19 protein-coding genes and 1 tRNA gene are annotated in these 21,470 nt (G+C 33.4%); 14 read left to right on the forward strand and 6 right to left on the reverse strand.

Translation table 11 applies throughout. From position 1 onward, the window contains the following. Positions 1-25: 25 nt before the first annotated feature. Both recJ and FP433_RS03435 read left to right on the forward strand, forming a co-directional pair. Positions 26-2,311: a single-stranded-DNA-specific exonuclease RecJ gene (gene recJ, locus FP433_RS03430; RefSeq protein WP_265482997.1), complete on the forward strand. Its 2,286-nt coding sequence runs from the start codon at positions 26-28 to the stop codon at positions 2,309-2,311. 101 nt (positions 2,312-2,412) lie between these two features. Further along, positions 2,413-2,949, forward strand: coding sequence for an adenine phosphoribosyltransferase (locus FP433_RS03435; RefSeq protein ID WP_265482995.1), 537 nt, complete (start codon positions 2,413-2,415; stop codon positions 2,947-2,949). A gap of 65 nt (positions 2,950-3,014) precedes the next feature. Here the strand turns inward: FP433_RS03435 and FP433_RS07535 are convergent, their stop codons facing one another. Then, positions 3,015-3,203: a tyrosine-type recombinase/integrase gene (locus FP433_RS07535; RefSeq protein WP_416202981.1), complete on the reverse strand. Its 189-nt coding sequence runs from the start codon at positions 3,201-3,203 to the stop codon at positions 3,015-3,017. Between the two features lie 5 nt (positions 3,204-3,208). Continuing rightward, positions 3,209-3,649 carry a tyrosine-type recombinase/integrase gene (locus tag FP433_RS03440; protein ID WP_265482994.1) on the reverse strand — a complete coding sequence of 147 codons (441 nt, stop codon included), beginning with the start codon at positions 3,647-3,649 and terminating at the stop codon, positions 3,209-3,211. Positions 3,650-3,765: 116 nt separating this feature from the next. Between FP433_RS03440 and FP433_RS03445 the strand changes: the two genes are divergently transcribed. From FP433_RS03445 to FP433_RS03460, 4 genes are all read left to right on the forward strand, one after another. After that, positions 3,766-4,044 (forward strand): AbrB/MazE/SpoVT family DNA-binding domain-containing protein, encoded by a 279-nt coding sequence (locus tag FP433_RS03445; RefSeq protein WP_265482993.1) that lies wholly within the window; start codon positions 3,766-3,768, stop codon positions 4,042-4,044. 31 nt (positions 4,045-4,075) lie between these two features. After that, positions 4,076-4,405, forward strand: a complete 330-nt coding sequence (locus FP433_RS03450; RefSeq protein ID WP_265482992.1) for a type II toxin-antitoxin system PemK/MazF family toxin — start codon at positions 4,076-4,078, stop codon at positions 4,403-4,405. A 481-nt stretch (positions 4,406-4,886) separates the two neighbouring features. Beyond that, a complete protein-coding gene (locus FP433_RS03455; RefSeq protein ID WP_265482990.1) occupies positions 4,887-5,075 on the forward strand; it encodes a hypothetical protein in 189 nt (62 codons plus the stop codon). Between the two features lie 93 nt (positions 5,076-5,168). Continuing rightward, the gene (locus tag FP433_RS03460) at positions 5,169-6,557 is read left to right on the forward strand and encodes an IS3 family transposase (RefSeq protein WP_265482988.1); all 1,389 of its coding nucleotides are present in this window, start codon (positions 5,169-5,171) and stop codon (positions 6,555-6,557) included. A 792-nt stretch (positions 6,558-7,349) separates the two neighbouring features. On the opposite strand, the gene cls is transcribed toward FP433_RS03460, so the two are convergent. After that, positions 7,350-8,840: a cardiolipin synthase gene (gene cls, locus FP433_RS03465; RefSeq protein ID WP_265482889.1), complete on the reverse strand. Its 1,491-nt coding sequence runs from the start codon at positions 8,838-8,840 to the stop codon at positions 7,350-7,352. Positions 8,841-8,932: 92 nt separating this feature from the next. Here cls and FP433_RS03470 point away from each other — a divergent pair, with 92 nt between their 5' ends. Continuing rightward, positions 8,933-9,448: a dihydrofolate reductase gene (locus FP433_RS03470; protein WP_265482888.1), complete on the forward strand. Its 516-nt coding sequence runs from the start codon at positions 8,933-8,935 to the stop codon at positions 9,446-9,448. 9 nt (positions 9,449-9,457) lie between these two features. Here the strand turns inward: FP433_RS03470 and FP433_RS03475 are convergent, their stop codons facing one another. Next, positions 9,458-11,725, reverse strand: coding sequence for an HAD-IC family P-type ATPase (locus FP433_RS03475; RefSeq protein ID WP_265482887.1), 2,268 nt, complete (start codon positions 11,723-11,725; stop codon positions 9,458-9,460). Between the two features lie 1,208 nt (positions 11,726-12,933). Between FP433_RS03475 and FP433_RS03480 the strand changes: the two genes are divergently transcribed. Continuing rightward, the gene (locus FP433_RS03480) at positions 12,934-13,302 is read left to right on the forward strand and encodes a hypothetical protein (protein WP_265487160.1); all 369 of its coding nucleotides are present in this window, start codon (positions 12,934-12,936) and stop codon (positions 13,300-13,302) included. A gap of 760 nt (positions 13,303-14,062) precedes the next feature. Here FP433_RS03480 and FP433_RS03485 read toward each other — a convergent pair. Next, positions 14,063-14,150 (reverse strand) — tRNA-Ser (locus FP433_RS03485). 326 nt (positions 14,151-14,476) lie between these two features. Between FP433_RS03485 and FP433_RS03490 the strand changes: the two genes are divergently transcribed. The 5 genes from FP433_RS03490 to bsh all read left to right on the forward strand — a co-directional run bounded on the left by FP433_RS03490 (position 14,477) and on the right by bsh (position 19,759). Further along, positions 14,477-15,058, forward strand: a complete 582-nt coding sequence (locus FP433_RS03490) for a phosphatase PAP2 family protein (RefSeq protein WP_265482884.1) — start codon at positions 14,477-14,479, stop codon at positions 15,056-15,058. Positions 15,059-15,219: 161 nt separating this feature from the next. Next, complete coding sequence (eno, locus tag FP433_RS03495; protein ID WP_265482883.1) at positions 15,220-16,506, forward strand: phosphopyruvate hydratase; 1,287 nt, start codon at positions 15,220-15,222, stop codon at positions 16,504-16,506. A 130-nt stretch (positions 16,507-16,636) separates the two neighbouring features. Continuing rightward, complete coding sequence (locus tag FP433_RS03500) at positions 16,637-16,921, forward strand: SemiSWEET family transporter (RefSeq protein ID WP_265482882.1); 285 nt, start codon at positions 16,637-16,639, stop codon at positions 16,919-16,921. Between the two features lie 76 nt (positions 16,922-16,997). Next, positions 16,998-18,620, forward strand: coding sequence for an ABC-F family ATP-binding cassette domain-containing protein (locus FP433_RS03505; protein WP_265487161.1), 1,623 nt, complete (start codon positions 16,998-17,000; stop codon positions 18,618-18,620). A gap of 161 nt (positions 18,621-18,781) precedes the next feature. Beyond that, positions 18,782-19,759: a choloylglycine hydrolase gene (gene bsh / locus FP433_RS03510; RefSeq protein ID WP_265487163.1), complete on the forward strand. Its 978-nt coding sequence runs from the start codon at positions 18,782-18,784 to the stop codon at positions 19,757-19,759. 19 nt (positions 19,760-19,778) lie between these two features. Here the strand turns inward: bsh and FP433_RS03515 are convergent, their stop codons facing one another. Beyond that, the gene (locus FP433_RS03515) at positions 19,779-20,201 is read right to left on the reverse strand and encodes a hypothetical protein (protein WP_265482879.1); all 423 of its coding nucleotides are present in this window, start codon (positions 20,199-20,201) and stop codon (positions 19,779-19,781) included. A 413-nt stretch (positions 20,202-20,614) separates the two neighbouring features. Between FP433_RS03515 and FP433_RS03520 the strand changes: the two genes are divergently transcribed. After that, positions 20,615-21,463, forward strand: a complete 849-nt coding sequence (locus FP433_RS03520; RefSeq protein ID WP_265487165.1) for a MetQ/NlpA family ABC transporter substrate-binding protein — start codon at positions 20,615-20,617, stop codon at positions 21,461-21,463. Positions 21,464-21,470: the final 7 nt, after the last annotated feature.

The raw sequence follows: 21,470 nt of genomic DNA on the forward strand, positions 1-21,470 counted from the left end.
TTTAATTTTGAAATGAGGGAAAGTAATGAAATGGAAGCAGCGTCAAGCACCGGAAATGCCAGAAGAATTGGTCAGTGAGTATTCTTTAACCCCATTACAGGCTAAGTTACTTGCTAATCGAGAAATTAATACCGCAGAAAAATTAGATTTTTGGTTAAAGGCAACTGAAGAAAATTTTGCGGATCCATTTTTAATGCATGACATGGATAAGGCAGTTCAAAGAATTAACCAAGCTATTGATAGTGGTGAAAAAATTACCGTTTACGGGGATTATGATGCTGACGGTATCACAGCAACAGCAATTATGGTCGAGGTCTTAGAAATTTTAGGAGCAGACGTCCATTATTTTATTCCAAATCGTTTCAAAGATGGCTATGGTCCAAATATGAAACGTTATGAAGACATAGTAGCAGATGGAACAAAATTAATCATTACAGTAGATAATGGGGTAACTGGGGTTGATGAAATCGCTTATGCAAAAAGCAAAGGAGTAGATACAATTTTAACGGACCACCATACTTTCCAAGAAAAAGTGCCTGAACCTTATGCCTTAGTGCATTGTAATTATCCAAATCAGAAGTATCCTTTTGATGATTACTGTGGCGCAGGAGTTGCTTACACAATTGCTAGGGCTTTAATGGGCGATAGTATGCGTGAATTACTTGACCTCGCTTTAGTTGGAACAATTGGAGATATGGTAAGAGTTGATGGAGAAGGCCATCTTTTAACAAAAAAGGGTCTGGAAGTCTTAAATCAAACGGAACGACCTGGGCTGCGAGCATTAATTAAAAATGCCGGTTTAAAATTAGGTACGGTGACGGATGAAGATATTGGTTTTGCAATTGCACCCCGCCTTAATGCAGTTGGTAGATTAGCTGATGCTTCATTAGCAGTAGCTTTACTGTTAAGTGATGATGAGACTGAGGCGCAAAAATTAGCTGATAAACTAGAAGATTTAAATCAGGAAAGAAAAGATTTAACCCAAGAAGTTTATCAAAAAGCTCTAGCACAAGTAAAAAAACATGGTTGGCAGAATAAATCGACTTTAGTTATCTATGATCCTGATTTTCATGAAGGAGTTTTAGGATTAGTTGCGAATAAAGTAGTACAAACTCTTCATAAACCAACTATTATTTTGACTAGGGATGAAAGTGGCGAGCTAAAAGGTTCAGGAAGAGCGGAAGCAGGTTTTAATTTATTCGATGCTTTAAGTCCAACTAAGGAGGAAATTCTCACAAAGTTTGGTGGACATGATTTTGCTTGTGGGCTTTCATTAAAAGAAGAAAATCTAGAACTTTTGCGCCAGAAGTTTGAAGAAAGTTTTACTGGTGGAAAAATTGAAGCAACCAAGGAATATGACTTTGAATTACCACTTGATGAGATTAATTTAGAAACTATCCAACAAATTCAGGAATTAGGCCCTTATGGCACAGCTAATCCAGCCCCTATTTTTAGTATGACAGCACCGAAAATTAGTAATTTTAGAAAAATTGGGGCTGATAAAAGCCATGTGAGTTTTACTAGCCAATTGCCAACAGGTAAGATTAAAACCTTAGGTTTTAGCAAGGGATATTTGAATGAAGGTTTGTTGCCTTTTATTCATAAGTTATATGTTAAAGTTAGTACAAATGAATTTCGCAATAAGGTAAATCTGCAAGCCATGATTGAAGGAATTGATTATGATTCTCCTTTAGTAACGTTGAACAAATCGAATTCAATAATTGATTTGCGACAAGATTCATACATTATGGGATTTGCGGACAAATATTTGCTTTTTAATGCCAAAAATAAAGATTGGGCGGTTAAAAACTTGGGTATTGCTCCTGAAAAAGTAATTTTGTCAAAAGATTATCATGAAAGTGACGAAAAGATTGTTCTTTTAGATACTCCAGCAAGTAAAGTTGCTTTAGAGAAAGTGTTGCAACAAAATTACCAAGAAATATATTTGAGATTTTTAACTGATGCTCTTACTTTATCAAGATTACCTAGTCGCCAAGAATTTGGAAAAGTATGGCAGTATGTAGCAGCTCATACTGGGTTAAGTTTAGAGGACTATCAAAAGGTAACTGGATATTTGGGGATGAATTATGCAAGCATTTTATTTATCTTGAGGGTCTTCTTTGACTTAGGACTAATTAAATATGAAGAAGATAAAATCGTCCCAATAACTGATTCTGTTAAAAAATCCCTCACTCAATCTCGTTACTATCAAAGTGTCGCTCAAGGAATTAAATTTACAAAGCAGCTGCATAGTTTGCCTAGTCAACAATTAATAACTTATATTGATAACTATAAAAATTCTTTGAAATAGTTGAGTTGACAAGATTTTTAATGCCTTTTAAACAAAATTTTGGTAAAATATAACAGTTAAGATGTACAATTTGTACTTAAATTAAATGGAGGTTTGCTTTAATGGCAATTGATTTCAGTAAATATATTGCAAGTGTAGAAGATTTTCCAAATAAGGGTATTATCTTTCGTGATATGACCCCAATTTTACAAAATGGGGAACTGTATCGTGCAGCAACTCACGAATTAGCTGAATATGCTAAGAGTCGTGGAGCAGATGTAATTGTTGGGCCAGAAGCAAGAGGATTTATTGTTGGTTGCCCAGTAGCAACTGAGCTTGGAGTAGGTTTTGTTCCAGCTCGTAAACCTCATAAGTTACCTCGTGAAGTAGAAAGAGCTTCATATGATTTAGAATATGGCTCAAATTCATTGGAAATTCATAAAGATGCAATTAAACCAGGTCAAAAAGTAGTGGTATGTGATGATTTAATGGCTACTGCTGGTACCTTGCATGCTACTAAAGAATTGGTAGAACGACTTGGTGGTGAAGTAGTGGGAGCAGCTTTTTATATTGAGTTAATGAATTTAAAGGGCCGTGAAAAGTTCCCAGATACTGATATTTTTTCATTGGTAAAATACGATGACAATGTAATGAGATAGTGGATAAGCCTGTGCTATCAGTACTTATTACGCAGTAAATTTATTTTTAGCGTAAGCTTAGATCACTATAGATCTAAATTATCAAGTGAATCCGAAAGATTTTCTTTTTGTTTTTTGGTTATATGGGTATAAAATTCTAAAGCTGTATTTACAGACTTATGCCCGAGCATATACTGCACATCTTTAGGTCTAATACTTGAGTTACCTTCATAAAGAAGAGTGGCTAGGATATGACGAAAGCCATGGGGAGTGATTCTCCTTAATGGCTTTTTTTATTATCTGGGTGTTCAGCATTCCAGTGCTTAACTTGCTTGTCACTAAAATCATATATTTCATGTATCCAATCTTCTGCTGCTTGAGTTCTAACTAGGAATTGGTTTTCAGGTTTTCTACCAGCTACAGGTATTCTAGTGTGAAATAGCAAAGAGTTAGTGTCTCCAAGCGATTTTTGAATTTCTTTGTACTCTAGTAGAGTACTTTTGAGGCTTTTAGACATAGGGACTGTATGAGATAACCCGTTTTTTATTGGATTGATGACGGGTGATTTGCTAAGGGATAAAGCCACAGTTTTTGTTAGAAAAATCTGGTTATGCTTAAAGTCTATGTCTTTCCAAGTTAAAGCTAAGGCTTCTCCACGCCTAGTGCCAGCATTAGCCAAAATCATAAAAAACATATTTTTTGAAATCATAATTTTTGGCATATCCTAGAAACTCTTCAAACTCTTTGCGTTCATAAAAATTATTCAAGATTGATTTATGTTTATACAAAATGATATACTTAATATAAAGACTGATTACATGATTCAAGGAGATTACTATGCAAACTACTCATTTAAATTCTTGGGGGAATTCACAAGCTGTAAGGATCCCCAAGAGTATCTTAGAAGAAGCAAAAGTAGACCGTAATGAAACTTTTAATATAAAAGTTGATAAAAATAAAAATATAATTTTAGAAAAGAAAAAAAAGCCTCAAACAATCGAAGAATTATTTGAGGGATTTGATTATAAAAAGTATTGGGCTGATTGGGAAAAAGAAAATCCTGGCAAATCAGTTGAGTACGATTGGGGTAATCCTGAAGGAAGGGAGCTATTGTAAATTTATACTTTTATTGAAAGGAAGTGAAGAGGTGGACTATTTAAAAAAGGGAGATTTACTTTATGTGAACTTAAATCCCGTACGAGGACATGAACAGGCAGGAATGAGGCCTGTTATGATAGTGTCAAACAATGGATTTAATAAGATGTGTAATGGAATGTACAAGGTTGTTCCTATTACATCAAAAGTTAAGAAGTTTCCCCTAAATGTAGATCTACCAGATGATTTGCCGGTGCATGGTCAATTACTTCTATCGCAAGAAAAAGCCATAGATTTAAAGGCGAGAGCACATAAAAAAATAGGTAGTGCTCCCGTCGCATTCGTAAAAGAAGTTGATGATTTAATTGCACTTACCTATTAGTTGGTTAAATAGACTTTATATTTAGTAAAAAGTCTATTTTTAATATTGTAAACAATAATATTATTGCTATAATTATGGCATGTAGTATTATATACCTTATAAAAGTGCTATTGTACGTGAGGATAGTACGGGCATGTTTTATTAATTTTTGACCACTTACGTTAATTCGTAGGTGGTTATTTTGTATGTAAATATAAATATTTTCATTATTTATATTGATATTACACGTTATAACGTGTAATATCAATAGATGACAGGAGGAAATGAAATGCTTGAACATATAAAAGAAAATAAGCATAAAGCCGGGAGTTAGAGCTTCTGCCTATACTGTAACATTATAACAAGCATTTCAAATTAATACTATGAATACAATTTTAGATTACGTACTATTCGGAAGTTTAATAATATTAGTGGTAGCTATATTAAGATTTTGTTTTTACTTCGTTAAAGGAACAGTAATAAAATTTAGAAAGAGAAGTAAATGAGTAGATTAACACCCGCAAAAGTTAAAGCAAATAAAAAATGGGACCAAAAAAATAAAGAGAAAAAATCCTATATAGTTAAAAGGTCGACTACAAAAAGTTTTATTTTAAAGTTAGCCACACAAGAAGACCTAGAAAACATTAAAAAATACATCTCTGAAAGAGAAGAAATGTTAAAAGAAAAATGAAAATTAGTAATAAATTATTCATTTAAAAGTACTCGTATTTTATAATTTGATATGAACCCCGAAATTCGGACAAGAATTTCGAGGTTTTTTATTATGACTAAACTGTCTAAACAAGATAAAATTGATATTTATAATAATTGGAAATATTACGGTAAATCTTCTCTTCAATTAGGAAAAGAATATGGAATTACCTCTGATAGTCTTAGATACTTATTTAAATTAATCGATAAATATGGATTAGAAATCCTAGATAAGCCCTATACTTTTTATTCAATAGAATTTAAAGAAAAGGCAATTAGAAGGGTTCTTTCAGGAGACGAAACTATGTCCCAAATATCATTAGATCTTGGTTTACGTAGTAGGGCCATGCTTTACAATTGGGTTCGCAAATACAAAGAAAATGGGTATAATGTCATTAATCATAAGAAAGGTAGAAGATCTAATGCAGAACAAAGACAAACAGATTCAAGAACTTCAAAAGCAAATCAAGGACCTCAAACAAAAGAATTTAGAGCTTACTGTCGAGAACGAATTTATAAAAAAATTAGATGCCTTAGTGGCACAAAGAATCAGAAACCAAAAGCACAAGAAATAGTTTCTGCAGTCACACAGCTAAGGCAAGAACTTCATGTGACTGTGAGTTTTGTGCTTAAAGTGATCAATTCTAAACCTGACCTTCCTCACCTATCTAGGAGTAATTATTACTATGTTCAAGGACATGATGATAAAGATAGGAAAAACCAAAATATCATGGAAAGGATCAAAGAAGTATATGAAGAGCACAAACATCGCTACGGTTATAGAAGAATTACTGCACAACTTCAACGTGAAGGACTTAAAATCAATCATAAGAAAGTAAAACGTCTAATGACTAAAATGCACTTATATGGCATTGCCATTAGACGTAAGCATAAATATTCAAGCTATCGTGGAACTGTAGGTAAGATCAAAAGTAACTTGATTAAACGTAATTTCAAGTCTGTAATTCCAAATAAAAAGTGGTATTCAGATGTGACGGAATTTCATTTGAATGGTGAAAAGCTTTATCTATCCCCAATTATGGACGGTTGCACACAAGAGATTGTCTCTTATACTCTAAGTCGTCATCCTGTTTTAAAGCAAGTAATGGATATGTTAAAGCTGGCCTATAAAAAGTATCCGGCCCTTAATGGTTTAGTATTTCATACTGATCAAGGCTGGCAATATCAACATCCTCTCTTTCAATCATGGCTTAAAAATCATGGCATAACCCAAAGTATGTCACGTAAAGGTAATTCTTTAGATGATGGCATGATGGAGGGTTTCTTTGGCATACTTAAAAGAGAAATGTTTTATGGATTCGAAAATAATTTTAGTAATTTAGATGAGTTAGAAGAAGCCATCAAAGAATATATTGAATATTACAATACTAAACGAATTAAAACTGTACTAAAAAATCGCACACCGATTGAATATCGGAATGCGATTATGAATCAAAGCTAATTAATAATATGTCCTAATTTTAGGGTTCATATCAATTTCAGGTTACAGATTATTTAACAAAAATACTCTAACTGTTAAAATTTACCCCATAGAATTAATTTTTAATATAAAAGTGCAAAATCATACTTGGAATATTTAAAAACACTTAGAAGCTAAAATAAAAATACAAGTAATATACTTTAGTTGGTTGTGAAGATATATTTTGTTCATTGGAAATCCTTTAAGTAAGTTGTTAATTGACTACAAAAAAGATACTCGAAGTTATTCGGGTGTCTTTTACGTAATTAGCGTAATAATTTGCTTTTTTATGATTTACCAAGATTTACAATTTAAATAAAATTGTTATAATAATAGCAATAGACATACTATGGTGTCATATTTCAGAATATGATGACAATGTAATGAGGTAAATGAAAAAGGTTGGTACTTAGTTGCCAACCTTTTGTAGTAATAGCCATTTAAAAGTGATAAAATTTTTAGTAAAGTGATGAAGCGAAGCTTAATTTACTGGGATCTTTTTAGTCATTTCTCCACGTAAGTGGAGGTGATTATAAGATGAGTTTTAAATCAAAAGAACAATTTATCATTTCTCCACGTAAGTGGAGGTGATTATTAACAAATGACATCATATCTTGAGCAGATAGTCATTTCTCCACGTAAGTGGAGGGAATTGCTGACGTTAAAGGCTCAAGAAAAAAATAAGTTAAATCCCTATATCATTAATTTGGTAGGGAGATTTTTGTATAAAGGATAAATTAAAAGCCACAACTTAGGAGATGTGACTTTTTGAAATTACAATACTGGTGATAGCAATCTAGAAAAGTATTGCTTAAATTTACGCCAGTGAGATTGCTTGGCAAAGTATTCATTTGTCATTAAAGTACAATCTTTTAAATCATTTTCAAAAATTGCCTTTAGTTTTTGAGTCAATTCAGGACTATAGGTGAAGGCGTTAACTTCAAAGTTAAGTTTGTAGCTTCTAAAATCTTGATTGGCTGATCCAACAGAAGCAATATTTGAACCACTGACCATAGTTTTAGCATGAATGAATCCATCGTTATATTTGTAAACTTTAATCCCTTGGCTAGTGAGATATTTTGAATAATATTCAGTCGCACGATAAACAAAAGGATGGTCCGGCATACAAGGAACCATAATACGTACATCAACACCGCTTTTTGCGGCGATGATTAATGCTTCAAGTATGGGATCACCAGGAATTAGATAAGGGGTTTGAATATAAACATATTCTTTGGCAGTTGCAATAATTCCTTCATAGGCGCGGCGAATTCCATAATCTTCGCTATCGGGGCCTGAGGATACAATTTGCATTGGTACAGTATTTGGATCATCAGTTGGTGGTTGAAGCTTGAAGTTAGCAATTTCTTTTTCAATATCAAACTTAGGTAAGTGGGTTTTACGACAGGTAGTATTCCAATCCATTGCAAAACGAATTTCCATCATTACAGCCGCTTGACCGACGACACGTAAGTGAGTATCACGCCAATGACCAAATTTTGCACTCTTGTTAACATATTGATCGCCAATGTTATAGCCACCAATGTACCCAATCTTGTGGTCAATAATCACAAGTTTTCGATGTAAGTGATAGTTAAGTCTTGGAGTGGTAAAAAAGTGATTGCCAGAATCAGAGATAAAAGCTTGTGCGTAGCCACCCAATTCTTCTAGATGCTTAAAAAATTTAGGATGTGTTCCTCTTGAACCACTGGTATCATATAAAACGCGAACTTTAACGCCACGCTCAGCGGCATTTTCTAAGGCAGTAAGTACTCTTTTACCTAGGTCATCAGAGTAAAAAGTATAAAATTCCACATCAACTGAAATTTTAGCTTGATTAATATTTTCAATAATATTATCAAAAAGTTTTGGTCCACTTATAAAGACATTAACTTTATTATTGAAAGTTAAGATAGCATCGTCATTATTGAGGTTTAAATCTACCAACATTCGTGAACGTTGATGACTATCATTTTTAGGAAGTAAATCTTTTTCCTTTAGAAGTTTGTGTTGCTCATTTAAAAATTTTTGCCGAATCTTTTCTTGTTCTTGTTGGATAATAAAAATATCATCATGAGATAATTGTCGTCCAACAAAGAGGTATAAAATAAAACCAACGTAAGGAAAGATACATAACACTAGTAGCCAAGCCCAGGTTGAGGCAATGTCACGTTTGCTACGAAAAACTGTCCAGATAGCAAAAGCATCATTGATTAGCCACAAAACTTCAATGATACGTCGGATAACATCCCAAGTCCAAATCATTAACTTTTCTCCTTTATTGTTATATTATTTGACTGAATAATTTTAACATAATTTTAAAGATTTATGAAATTGAGGTAGTAGGGAGAGGAAAAATGCTTGGTTTTATATGGTCAGAAGATTTAGATGGTAATATTGGTTATCAAGGTAAATTACCTTGGCAGCTGCCAGCTGATTTAAAACATTTTAGGGAAAAGACGTTGGGTCACTCAATTATAATGGGGAGAAAAACTTTTGAAAGTTTACCCCAACTTTTACCTGAAAGACTGCATGTTGTTATAACAACTAATACAGAGTTAAAAGAAAAATATAAAAATAGTGAAATAGTAAAAATTTTTAGAAATATTAGACAATTGCGTAGGTGGATAGAGAGCCAAGAGGGTTGTCTAATTTGGGTTATTGGCGGTACAAGTTTATTTAAAGAATTTAAGGATGAAGTAAGTGTTTTAGAAAGAACGATAATTCAAGCTTATGTTAGAGGGGATGTAAAGATGCCAGAGATAGAGTACTCTAAGTTTGAGTTGATAAATGAGGAGTGCCATTGGGTTGATGTGAACAATAAATATAACTTCACATTTTTAACCTATCAAAAAAGAGTTAGCATTCGCTAACTCTTTTAATTATTTGTTTTTCATAATTGGTTGGTAGATTAAGTCAATGAGAATAGCTGCAATTAAGGCAATTACAATGGTAATGCCGAGGTTTACTAGAGTGATTTTCGTCATTGCTAGACCAAAGAGTGCCAAGATAAAGGTTAATAACACATCAATGATTTGCACAACTCCAACCATCTTAGAGGGATGAGATTGCCAGAAAAACTTTTTAGTTCTAGTAATTAAAACAATTAGCATCGCACTTAAAACTAGGTAAACATAAACCATGGTGGAAACAGTGCCAGCTGTGTAATGATGCGCGACTAAGTACCAAACAAAACTAAAGCCAATAACTGTCCAGCCGGCAGCAAGTGAAAAAGCAATTTTGGCAAGTTTTGCCATATTCCAGCTTTCCGGTTTATAAGTAATATAGGTGTTATCAGTCCCAATCATCATTGTAACCATGTTGTTCATGATCGTGTAAATAACCATGGCGTTTAAGGCCATTGGAATATAATCGAAGAATAAGAAGCCAAAAGTTAAAAGCATGGTCAATTCAGCAGTACGAGAAAGCTTGGTAAGAGACCAAGTAGTCATTCTTTGGTAAACACGGTGTCCAGCATCGAGGATTTTCACAATTGGTGTTAAGCCATCGTCTAAAAGCACCATTTTACCACTTTTTTTAGCAACATCAGCTGCATTTGAAACAGCAATCCCGACTTCGGCTTGTTTTAATGCAGGTGCATCATTAACTCCATCACCGGTCATACCAACGATGTAGCCATCTTGTTGGAGCGTTTTTACTACGCGTAACTTGTCTTCAGGTAAAACATCGGCAATTCCTGCTAAGTCTTTAATATCAGTATCTTTATTAAAATCCTGAATTGAGATGACTTTTCCTTGAAGACCAACTTGTTTAGCAACAGCGGCGGCAGTTTTTTGGTTGTCACCAGTAAGCATAATTGGTTGAATACCGCGTCGCTTTAACTCTTTAAGGGCGCTAGCGGAATCTTCACGCACTTTATCTTGCAAAATGAAAATACCTGCTAATTTGTCATCAATTAAAACTGCTACTGAGCGACCAGCTTCAAAGTTAATATTTTTGACTTTTTCATCGGCGCTAGGGTCAATCTTAGAAAGTTGTTTAAATGATCCAAGTTTGATATTTTTACCATCAACTTCGGCCATGGAATAACCTGTATTTGAAGTAAAAGGTACAAATTTGCTTGGAACTGCAGCAGTAATGTTTTCTTGAGCAAGGTAATCATCGATTGCTTGATCGATAATACTTGGGCTACGTTTATCTGTAGCAGCACCAGCGAGGGATAAGACTTCCTTGCTTGGAAGAGTAGAGACGTTATCCCAACTAGCAACTGCAGTTTTATTTTCAGTGATCGTACCCGTTTTATCAAGTAAAAGAACATTTAAATTGGCTGCGTCTTGAATACCAGTTAAATCAGATGTCAAAACTCCCTCATGACTCAAACGAGTTGCTTCAAATGAGTTTGAAAGGGCAAAAGTAGATGGCATTGCTACCGGAATTGAGGCAATAAACATCATTGCTAAGAACGGTAACATGTCAATAACATTTTTGCCACGAATTAAAGCAGCGATAATTAAAATTAAGGTTAAAACACCATCTAATAAGCAAAGATAGTAGATAATCTTAGTAAGTAATTGTTGCAAGTGTCCAGGAGCAGCTGATTGGTTAATTAAATTGATAGTTTTTCCTGAACGAGAATTGCTACCGGTTGCAGTGACATAAGCTTGTGCATCCCCGCTAACAACTGTAGTGCCCGCATAGGCAGTCTCACCGACATTTTTGGTGATTTCTTTAGATTCACCAGTAATTGAACTTTCGTCTACAGCAATTTGTCCTTGAGCAATCTTGACGTCAGCTGCTAAAACATCCCCACGTTTTAAACTAATTAAGTCGCCAACAACCAAGTATTTGGAGTTAATCTTAATCCATTTTCCGCTTCTTTTAACGGCAACAGTAGGTGTGAGTTCATGGGAAATGGTATTTAAAACTTTGCGAGACTTTTTCTTTTGAGTAGCCCCATTAAATGCTGCAAAAAGCAACATTAATAATACAAAGAGTGACTGAATCCATTTTCCTAAAAAACATTCTAATAATAAAGCAGCTTCTAAAATCCAAGCAGAGAGGTTCCATAGTTTACCCATAAATTCTTTTATAAAATTAAATTCAGGTTCTGGAACTTCATTAAGCCCATCTTTTTTTAAACGGACTTGAGCTTGGGCATCTGTTAAGCCTTGAAGCTCTTTTTCTTCCATAAAATACCTCCGTTAATTTCTTTCCGCTATCAAGTTTAGCGCATTTTTTTATAGGAAAAAAGATAATCTAAAGAGTTAGCAGAAAATATTAATAATTTTTTGGTAAAATAATAGGTAGTTCTTCACGTAAGTTGGAGGTGATCCCAGCTTTTTGTTGACTTTTACACCTCCCTATTTTTCTTACTTTTAAATTACTCTACAATACAAGAGATATTTTTTTATTGATTTTTTGCATAGAAAAAGGCACATAATTCAATGAAATATGTGCCTAGCCTTATTAAAAGTGATCGGATTTGAACCGATGTCTTGACTAACCTGTATATGTCCGCAATTTAAGAATAAGTGTAAATTATCCCACTCTATTGGATCACTTTCTAGATACAGTGCCCTGTTTTCCCTCATAAACTACTACTTTTATTGTTTTTTATTTTTCCACAATTTTGATACTTTGTCAACAACTGCTTTTTCTTTCAACGACAGGGCTCGTGTTCCTTTTTCATCATGAAAATAACCGCGTTCTCCACGCAAGTGAAGGTGATATCGCATTGTCATGGATTACAGTAAACAGCCAAAGGAATAAAATAAATTATCTGTCGGCTAAATACGTTAGGAGGTATATTATAAGAAATATAAGTGCAAGGACCGCAAAGGTACAGACCAAAGCACTTACAAAAAAGGACAAAAAAAGAAGCTAGACAAGTGGAACGCCAAAAATAAGGATAAAGCCGCAGTTTATCGGTACAGGTCAAGCGCTAAAAAATTCATAAAAGAGTTAGCAAGCCAAAAAGATATAAAAGACTTAGAAGACTTGATAAAGCAAAGGAAGAAAAAGTTACAAGAAAGCTAGAAAGTTAAAGACTTAGTAAGTGCAAAAAGTATTTACTAAGTCTTTTTTATTTGAGCGTGTTTAAGAGTACATGTTCTTATGATGATTAAATTATCTGCCATCTGGTTAGTTATAATGATAGTAGTTTTTATTAGAGACCTTTATAAAAAAGACCCAAATAAGAATTTGAACCCAGAATTAGGAATTGTTCCATTCTATGACTCGTTAAGTTTTAACAAAGTAAAAATTAAACCTACCAATCTTATTTCTTATCCACTGATTAAGTTATTGTTGTATAGTCATAGTAAAGCCTTTAATTTTTAAGCTGGATATTAAAGGTGCTATACTGAAGATAGAAATAGTAAATATTGGAGGTATTGAAATGAGAACTACTAAACTAGTTGTCGGAATTCTACAAATCGTAATTGCTGTTTTTATTACATTTCAGGCTTGTATAGTAGGGATTGGGAAAATTTCCGGAAATAGCATCACTCATCTTAGCGGTGGAAGTGCTGGGTTGTTATGTGCTATTTTATATTTGGCAACAGGAATTGTTTATATTTGTACTCATAATAAGAAAAAAATGGCTGGAGATATAGCTTGTTTAATAATGATGCTAATAGCTTGGTTTGTTTCAATTGTGAACGCAAGTACTTTCAGTGATTTGGCTCTTTGGGGATGGTTAGCATTTATTATTGGAATTGGATTCTTTGTTTGGCATTTAATTTTGAATAGAAGAGAAATTAATTAAATCATCAAAGTTTAGTTTGTAATGAAGTTTGGTAAGGGCCAAAAGCATTTTATTATAAAAAGTGAAGAACCCCATAATTGTTAGAAAGAGAGCTAATGATTATGGGGCTTTTTACAGAAACGTTGAGGATCCCATTAAAAATAAAAGATCCATGTATCAAGAAACAGGGCTTCCACTTTAAGGAGAGAAGTGCTCAAAATTAAGATTTCGATTTTGATTATCCCCATAGTTAGAAGGGCGATTCGTTGTTAAGATGCGTTTAGGTTAAATTCCACAACTAATCAAAAAAGACCGTACACTATGTGTAAAGTCTTTAAGTAAACGCCTATTCATGCTATAATTACTTTTGCAATAAGAATTATACAAATCCTTAAGGCTGGTAACAAATAGACTTAAAAGCGCCGAATTTTGGTGTATTGGTAGTACACCCCAGTCAAGCGCTTAACAAAAAGGTTTTTATTTTTTACTACCTCTTTGGTTAATTACTTGGTGTGTGCTTTACTGCATACACTTTTTTATTTTATCAATAATTTTGGTATAAATTATACAGTTTTTGTATCTTGAGTAGTTAAGGATAATTAGCAAGATATAGTAAAATGGAAGTTAATTTACCTCAACCCCTAAGGAGCAATTTACAGTGTGAAGCCGACGTAAATCTATAGTGTTTCAGTATTTACAGGGATGCGCATAAAAGAAAAACCCTAGAAAAATTCTAGAGTTGTTGTTTAGTTAAATTAGTTATCTAAGTTAAAGACTAAAAAGGAGAGTACAGGATTTGAACCTGCGCGCCGATATAAATCGGTTCGCCGGATTTCGAGTCCGGTGCATTACCACTCTGCCAACTCTCCGCAACATTAAAAGTATATCATAGAATATTTAATCTTATCAAACTTAATTAAATGGTAAAAGGAAACATGTTACACTTTTTTAGCATTTCCTTAACTAAATCCTTACCTTTTTCTTTTAGAATTAATGTATTAATAATAGAAATAAGGTATAGAAGATGAAATTAAAGCCTCTCCAAATAGATATTAAGGAGTTAACAAAACTTCTTGAAAGTAATATACCTGTAAAAAAGGAACAAAAAAAGTAATTTATATCAATTAAATTGCTACCCGTTATTTAATTATGCTGTTAAAATTAAACTATTGGTAGTATTAATTGAGGTAAAGCTGTGAAATTTTTTTGTCCAATAGAGGTAATTAGTACTGGATTAGTACTAGCTCTTTTAATTTTTACTATAAGAAATTCTCGTTTATTTAATTTTTATGATCATTGGGTTCACCATAAATTAGTTCGTCATAGTGATACTAAGCTTTGGCAAATTATCACTTTTTTGAATGAACCAAAATTAATAGTCATTTGGGACTTAATTTTAGCAGGGACATTGTTTGCTACTCATCATCCCTATAGTGGAAGTTGGGTAGTTTTAACTTTGGCTTTTACAGATTTGTTGGGAATTTTACTTAAAAATTCTCTTAAAAGAAAGCGTCCAGTCGCACCCCAAGAAGTTAGAAAGGGATATAGTTTTCCTAGTGGACATGTGCTAAGTGTCACAATCATGGGATTAATGCTTTGGCGCATTTTTGGAAAAAAGGGTGGGCTAATTCTTTTCGTCGCAATTATGAGCGTCTGGGTATTGGTTGCTTTATCACGCTTGAATACGAGGGCGCATTATCCTTCTGATATTATTGGAGCAACGACATTAGGAATTTTTTGTTTTACAATTGCACAACAATTTTTAACTCTGGTTTAAGGACCAGAGTTTTTTTGTGAAAATTATTTCTTGAATATAAGTTTACAACATCACAAAGTTGCATTAAAATAATCCATGTAGGCAAAGGGCAAAAAGCCCAAAAGCACGACGAATTATAATCATTTATTTTTCGCCACATATTCTAAGGAGGATTTTGACTAATGCTCAAATCAGTTATTGAAAATATTCACGCACTTGAAATCTTTGACTCACGTGGTAACCCAACTGTTGAAGTTTTTGTTACTCTTTCAAATGGGGTCGTAGGTAAGGCTGAAGTTCCATCAGGTGCTTCAACTGGTGAAAACGAAGCTGTTGAATTGCGTGACGGTGGTGAACGTCTTGGCGGTAAGGGAGTTATGACCGCTGTAAACAATGTTAATACTGAAATTAACGATGCTTTAAAGGGCTTGGATCCACACGACCAACCAAACATCGATGCAACTATGATTGCTTTAGATGGTACTCCAAACAAGGGTCGTTTAGGTGCTAATGCTATTTTAGGTGTATCTATGGCTACTGCTGCTGCAGCTGCTAAAGATAACCACCAACCTTTATACCGCTACTTAGGTGGTACTGATCTTGAAATGCCACAAACTTTCCACAACGTTATTAATGGTGGGGAACACGCAGACAACGGTATTGACTTACAAGAATTCATGATTACTCCAGTTAAGAAGACTTCATTCCGTGATGGTTTCGAAAAGATTGTTAACGTATACCACACTTTGAAGAAAGTTCTTGAAGATATGGGTTACGAAACTGGTTTAGGTGATGAAGGTGGTTTCGCACCTAACATGAAGAACTCAGAAGAAGCTTTGAAAGCTTTACATGAATCAATTATTAAAGCTGGTTACAAGCCAGGTGAAGATATTGCTATTGCATGTGACTGTGCTGCTTCATACTTCTACAACAAGGAAGATGGCAAGTACCACTTGGAAGGTAAAGTTTTAACTGATGAAGAATTAAGTGACTACTACGACAAGTTACTTAAGGAATTCCCAGAATTAATTTCTATGGAAGACCCATTTGATGAAAACGATGTTGAAGGAATGGTTAAGTTTACTCAAAGCCACAAAGATCGTGTACAAATTGTTTTAGATGACTTCATTTGTACTAATCCTAAGCTTTTAAACAAGGCTATTCACGAAGGTGCTGGTAATGCTTCATTAATTAAGTTGAACCAAATTGGTACTGTTACTGAAACTTTAGAAACTATTCGTCTCTCACGTAAGAATGGTTACAACACTATGATTTCTCACCGTTCAGGTGAAACTGGTGATACTTTCATCGCTGACTTCTCAGTTGCTGTAAATGGTGGTCAATTGAAGACTGGTGCTCCAGCACGTTCAGAACGTGTTGAAAAGTACAACCGTTTACTTGAAATTGAAGAACAACTTGGTAAAGGTGAACGTTTAGCCTTCTTCCCAGATAACGTTGACTTAGACTAATTTTAGCTAAGTAAATAAATTAAAGATCGATACGGCAAGAGCTGTATCGATTTTTTTATAAGAAAGATTTGAAAACCTTTTCATATTATTATAGAATAATCCATATACTCATTTTTGAAAGAAGAATATTATGGAAAATAATGAAAATAGTAATAAAGAAACCTTATTTATTAGCATATTAGGTAAAGTAGCTTCAATTATTGCAATTTTGATGTATGTTTCTTACATCCCTCAAATTATGAATAATTTACATGGACAATATGGTAGTCCAGTTCAGCCATTGGTAGCTGCTATTAACTGTACTTTATGGTCAATCTATGCCTTAAAAAAGAGACAAAAAGATTGGCCGGTTTTCTGGGCTAATGCACCTGGAATTATCTTTGGTTTACTCACTTTTATTACCAGTTTACATTAAGTCTCTCCTAGGCGAGTTTAAAAAAATCTGCTATACTAAGAACATTATAGTTTTGAAGTAGAAAGGATTATTACATTTGATTACAGTATCTGACTTAAGTTTAAACTTATCTGGTCGTACCCTCTATGAAGATGTAAATTTAAAATTTACTCCTGGGAATTGTTATGGAATTATTGGAGCAAATGGAGCAGGAAAATCTACCTTTTTAAAATTATTAGAAGGTAAGTTAGAACCTACAACTGGAAATATTGCAATTGATCCTAATGAAAGAATGTCTAGCTTAAATCAAGATCACTTTGCATTTGAAGATTTTACGGTTTTGGATACAGTTATCCAGGGTCATAAAGAACTCTATAAAGTAATGAAAGAAAAAGATGCCCTTTATGCTAAGCCCGATTTTGGGGATGAAGATGGAGTTAAAGCGGCAGAATTAGAAACAAAATTTGCGGAATTAGATGGTTGGAATGCAGAAGCTGACGCTTCAAGATTATTGCAATCATTAGGAATTCCAGAAGATGTGCATCAAAGTAAAATGAGTGAATTACCAGAAGCGGAGAAGGTTAAAGTATTACTTGCTCAAGCTTTATTTGGGGAACCAGATATTTTATTACTGGATGAGCCTACTAATGGTTTAGATGTGCACAGCATTAATTGGTTAGAAAACTTTTTAGCTGATTATCCTAAAATTGTTATTGTTGTTTCTCACGATCGTCACTTTTTAAATCAAGTATGTACACAGATGTGCGACGTAGATTATCAAAAAATTCAACTTTATGTGGGGAACTATGATTTTTGGTATGAATCAAGTAAACTAGCTTCTGAATTGGCTGCAAACCAAAATGCTAAAAAAGAAGAAAAAATCAAGGAATTACAAGAATTCATTGCTCGTTTTTCAGCCAATGCTTCTAAATCTAAGCAAGCTACTTCACGTAAAAAGCAATTAGATAAGATTACTTTAGATGATATTCGTCCTTCTTTAAGAAAGTATCCTTATGTAAAATTTGAAACACATCGTGATTTAGGAAATGATTTACTTAAAGTAGAAGATATATCATATTCAGTAGATGGCGAAAAAATTCTGGATAATGTTTCCTTTATGGTTCGTCCAGGAGACAAGGTAGCGTTTTTATCCAAAAATACCTTAGCTACAACTGCCTTGATGGAAATTATTACGGGTAAAGTAACTCCAGATACTGGAACAGTAACTTGGGGGCAAACAACTGCTTTTAATTATATGGCGAGAGATTTAAACGCTAACTTTAATAATGATGAACTCACTATTTTAGACTGGTTGCGTCAATATGCCCAAAAGGATCAAGATGATAATACCTTTTTACGTGGCTTTTTGGGAAGAATGCTATTTAGTGGGGATGAAATCGAAAAACAAATCAAGGTGCTTTCTGGGGGAGAAAAAGTTCGTTGTCAATTATCTCGCATGATGTTACAACCTGCTAATGTGTTAGTAATGGATGACCCAACTAACCACTTGGATTTAGAATCCATTACTTCATTAAATGATGCATTAAAGGATTACCCAGGGTCTTTGATTTTTACTTCGCATGATCATGAATTTATTCAGACAATTGCCAATCACATTATTGAAGTTGGACCAAAAGGAATTGTCAGTCGTGCTGATACGACTTATGATGAATTCTTAGAAAGAGAAAATATTCAAGAGCAAGTTAAAGCTATTTATTAAATCAAATACTGCTAAACGTTAAATGTTTAGCAGTATTTTTTTGAAAAATAATATAATAACTATAATTATTAATTATTAGAAGTGTTAAAATTTAAATTGTAGAAAATTTGGGGTTAAACTCAAAGTGAGTAAAAAGAAATATTTTAATAAGGAGAGTAATTATGTGTACAGGAATCCTTTATAGTTCAGACAATCATTATTTTGGACGTAATTTAGACTTAGAAATTACTTTTGGTCAAAAAGTAACAATTACACCTCGAAACTATGAATTTAAATTCAGTGAAGTTTCAAATATGAAGAGTCATTTAGCCATTATTGGCATGGCAATGATTGCTAATGATTATCCTTTATATTTCGATGCAGCTAATGAAGCTGGACTTGGTATGGCAGGATTAGCTTATGCTGGTAATGCAACTTACATGCCTTCAAATCCTAAGATGACTAACGTTGCATCTTTTGAATTTATTCCATATATTTTAGGTCAAGCTAAAACTGTGGCTGAAGCTAAAAAGTTAATGGAGAACCTTAATATTACTAATACTGCTTTTTCAAAGGAAACCCAACCATCACCTCTACACTGGATTTTAGGTGATAAAACTGGAGCAAGTATTGTAGTTGAACCTGATGCTGATGGACTTCATGTTTATGATAACCCTATTCATACCCTTACTAATAATCCATCCTTCCCACAACAAATGTTAAACTTAGGAAATTATGTAGGAATTACTCCAGGTGAACCTAAAAATACTTTTGCACCAGGCGTAGATATTAATTACTATAGTCGTTCTCTTGGGACACATAATTTACCAGGTGGAATGGATTCAGAAGGTCGTTTTGTAAAAGTTTCTTTTGCTTTGCAACATGCACCAAAAGGTAAGAGTGAAGATGAAAATGTTACTAATTACTTCCATGTTTTAGGATCAGTAGCACAGCCTAAAGGACTTGATGAAGTAGCACCAAATTCATTTGAATATACCATTTATTCTGATTGTATGAATTTAGAAACAGGAATGTATTACTACACTACCTATGAAGATAATCAAATTTCTGCAGTTGATATGCATAAAGTTGACTTAGATGGTAGTGAATTAAGTTCTTATGCCACTAAAAAGTCACAAACAATTAATTACCAAAATTAAAAAGCGCCGTAAGGCGCTTTTATTTGTTCTCAATGATTTGAATTAATAAATCTAAAAAAATGGTCATTAAGGTTATGATGGTATAGATTAAACCTAAAATGAACCAGAGATTAAAATGAAGATGAAGCACAAAAAAGATTAATACTGCGATCACAAAGATGAAAAATATTAATGATGCGATTAAAACAGGGGGAGATTCAAGATATTTTTCGTCTACTTCATCAGGGATATCATATTTTTCTTGAATTTCTTTTTTCCAGGTCGAAGTATAATGATTTAGAAAAATGATAATAATAGCTATGATTAAAAGACAAATTCGGGCAAAAGTATTGATTTCTTGATTAGTTCCATAATAAATCATTCCACAGCCAATAACTAGATTAAAACTCGTACTGAGGAACTCCAGTCTGTTAACCATTTTTTGAGCATCAGAATTTTTCAAAAATTAAATCCTCCTTTTAGTAATTTTAGTCTACTAGGTTTAATGATTAAAAGCAATTTCAAAAATATGAAAAAAATCCTTGACATCATCTCCAGAAGATTATAATATAATTTTAACAAATTTATATTAAACATTTTACTAGTTGAGTAAATATGAACTTCACTCTTAGAGAGTCTATGTGTGGTGGAAATAGATAGGAATTAGTATTGAATATGGACTAGTACATAATGGTAATGGTGAGTTTTAAGGTAAGCCATTAACGGGGTTGCTCTCGTTAACAAAGCAAAGTAATTCTCTTTGTTAGAGAGCTACTTGTTGAGGCTATTTATGTAAATAAATAGTAAATTAAGGTGGTAACGCGAAGCATTCGTCCTTTTGAGGGCGAGTGCTTTTTTGTTTGGGGAGGAAAAAATATGCATAAAAAAAGAGTACGGAATAGGATAATTTGGACGCTAGTAGCGGTGTTAATTGTAGTAGCGGGTTGGTTTAGTTTTGGACCAACTAGCTCAGCTAAGCCAGATGATAAACAAATTGTCGTAGGAGTAGTTAGTCAGACTAAAGAAGATGCAGCGATTTGGAAGAGTGTGGCAGAAGATGCTAAAGAAGAATATGGGATTAATATTAAAATTAAGAATTTTACTGATTATAATCAACCCAATAAGGCATTAGCTAATGGAGATATTGATCTTAATGCTTTCCAACACTATGCTTTTTTGAAAGCTTGGAATAAGGCGAATAAGGGAGATTTGGTTGCGGTAGGTAAAACTTATATAGCTCCAATTCGGTTATATTCAAAGAAGTATAGCAGTATTAAAGAAATTCCAGATGGGGCAACAATTGCCATACCAAATGATGCTTCTAATGAATCAAGAGCACTCTACCTTTTAAAAAATGCAGGTTTAATTAAATTAAAGGATGGTAATACTCTAGCAACAATTGCAGATATTACTTCAAATCCAAAGCATTTAAAAATTAAAGAAGTTTCAGCGGATCAAACAGCCCGTGTCTTAGAAGATGTTGATGCAAGTGTAGTAAATAATACTTATGCAAGACCAGCTAAGTTAACTGATAAAGAAACAATTTATGTAGAGCCAATCAATAAAGATTCAGAGCAATGGATTAATATTTTGGTAGCAGCTAAAGCTAATAAAAATAAAAAGATCTATAAGGAATTAGTGAAGGCTTACCAAACAGAAAAAACGAAAAAACTTATTAAGAAATATTATGGTAGCACTGAAGTCTCAGCGTGGGATACAAAGTAAGGGGGAA

The sequence above is a fragment of the Lactobacillus sp. PV012 genome, from assembly GCF_014522325.1.
GTDB lineage: Bacteria > Bacillota > Bacilli > Lactobacillales > Lactobacillaceae > Lactobacillus.

Excerpts from the sequence above, each read along its gene's own strand:
- FP433_RS03470 (WP_265482888.1), top strand. The coding sequence starts at position 8,933 with ATGCTTGGTTTTATATGGTCAGAAGATTTAGATGGTAATATTGGTTAT.
- FP433_RS03500 (WP_265482882.1), top strand. The coding sequence starts at position 16,637 with ATGGAAAATAATGAAAATAGTAATAAAGAAACCTTATTTATTAGCATA.
- bsh (WP_265487163.1), top strand. The coding sequence starts at position 18,782 with ATGTGTACAGGAATCCTTTATAGTTCAGACAATCATTATTTTGGACGT.
- FP433_RS03440 (WP_265482994.1), bottom strand. The coding sequence starts at position 3,649 with ATGCCAAAAATTATGATTTCAAAAAATATGTTTTTTATGATTTTGGCT.
- FP433_RS03445 (WP_265482993.1), top strand. The coding sequence starts at position 3,766 with ATGCAAACTACTCATTTAAATTCTTGGGGGAATTCACAAGCTGTAAGG.
- FP433_RS03460 (WP_265482988.1), top strand. The coding sequence starts at position 5,169 with ATGACTAAACTGTCTAAACAAGATAAAATTGATATTTATAATAATTGG.
- FP433_RS03520 (WP_265487165.1), top strand. The coding sequence starts at position 20,615 with ATGCATAAAAAAAGAGTACGGAATAGGATAATTTGGACGCTAGTAGCG.
- eno (WP_265482883.1), top strand. The coding sequence starts at position 15,220 with ATGCTCAAATCAGTTATTGAAAATATTCACGCACTTGAAATCTTTGAC.
- cls (WP_265482889.1), bottom strand. The coding sequence starts at position 8,840 with ATGATTTGGACTTGGGATGTTATCCGACGTATCATTGAAGTTTTGTGG.
- FP433_RS03435 (WP_265482995.1), top strand. The coding sequence starts at position 2,413 with ATGGCAATTGATTTCAGTAAATATATTGCAAGTGTAGAAGATTTTCCA.
- FP433_RS03480 (WP_265487160.1), top strand. The coding sequence starts at position 12,934 with ATGAGAACTACTAAACTAGTTGTCGGAATTCTACAAATCGTAATTGCT.
- FP433_RS03475 (WP_265482887.1), bottom strand. The coding sequence starts at position 11,725 with ATGGAAGAAAAAGAGCTTCAAGGCTTAACAGATGCCCAAGCTCAAGTC.
- FP433_RS03455 (WP_265482990.1), top strand. The coding sequence starts at position 4,887 with ATGAGTAGATTAACACCCGCAAAAGTTAAAGCAAATAAAAAATGGGAC.
- recJ (WP_265482997.1), top strand. The coding sequence starts at position 26 with ATGAAATGGAAGCAGCGTCAAGCACCGGAAATGCCAGAAGAATTGGTC.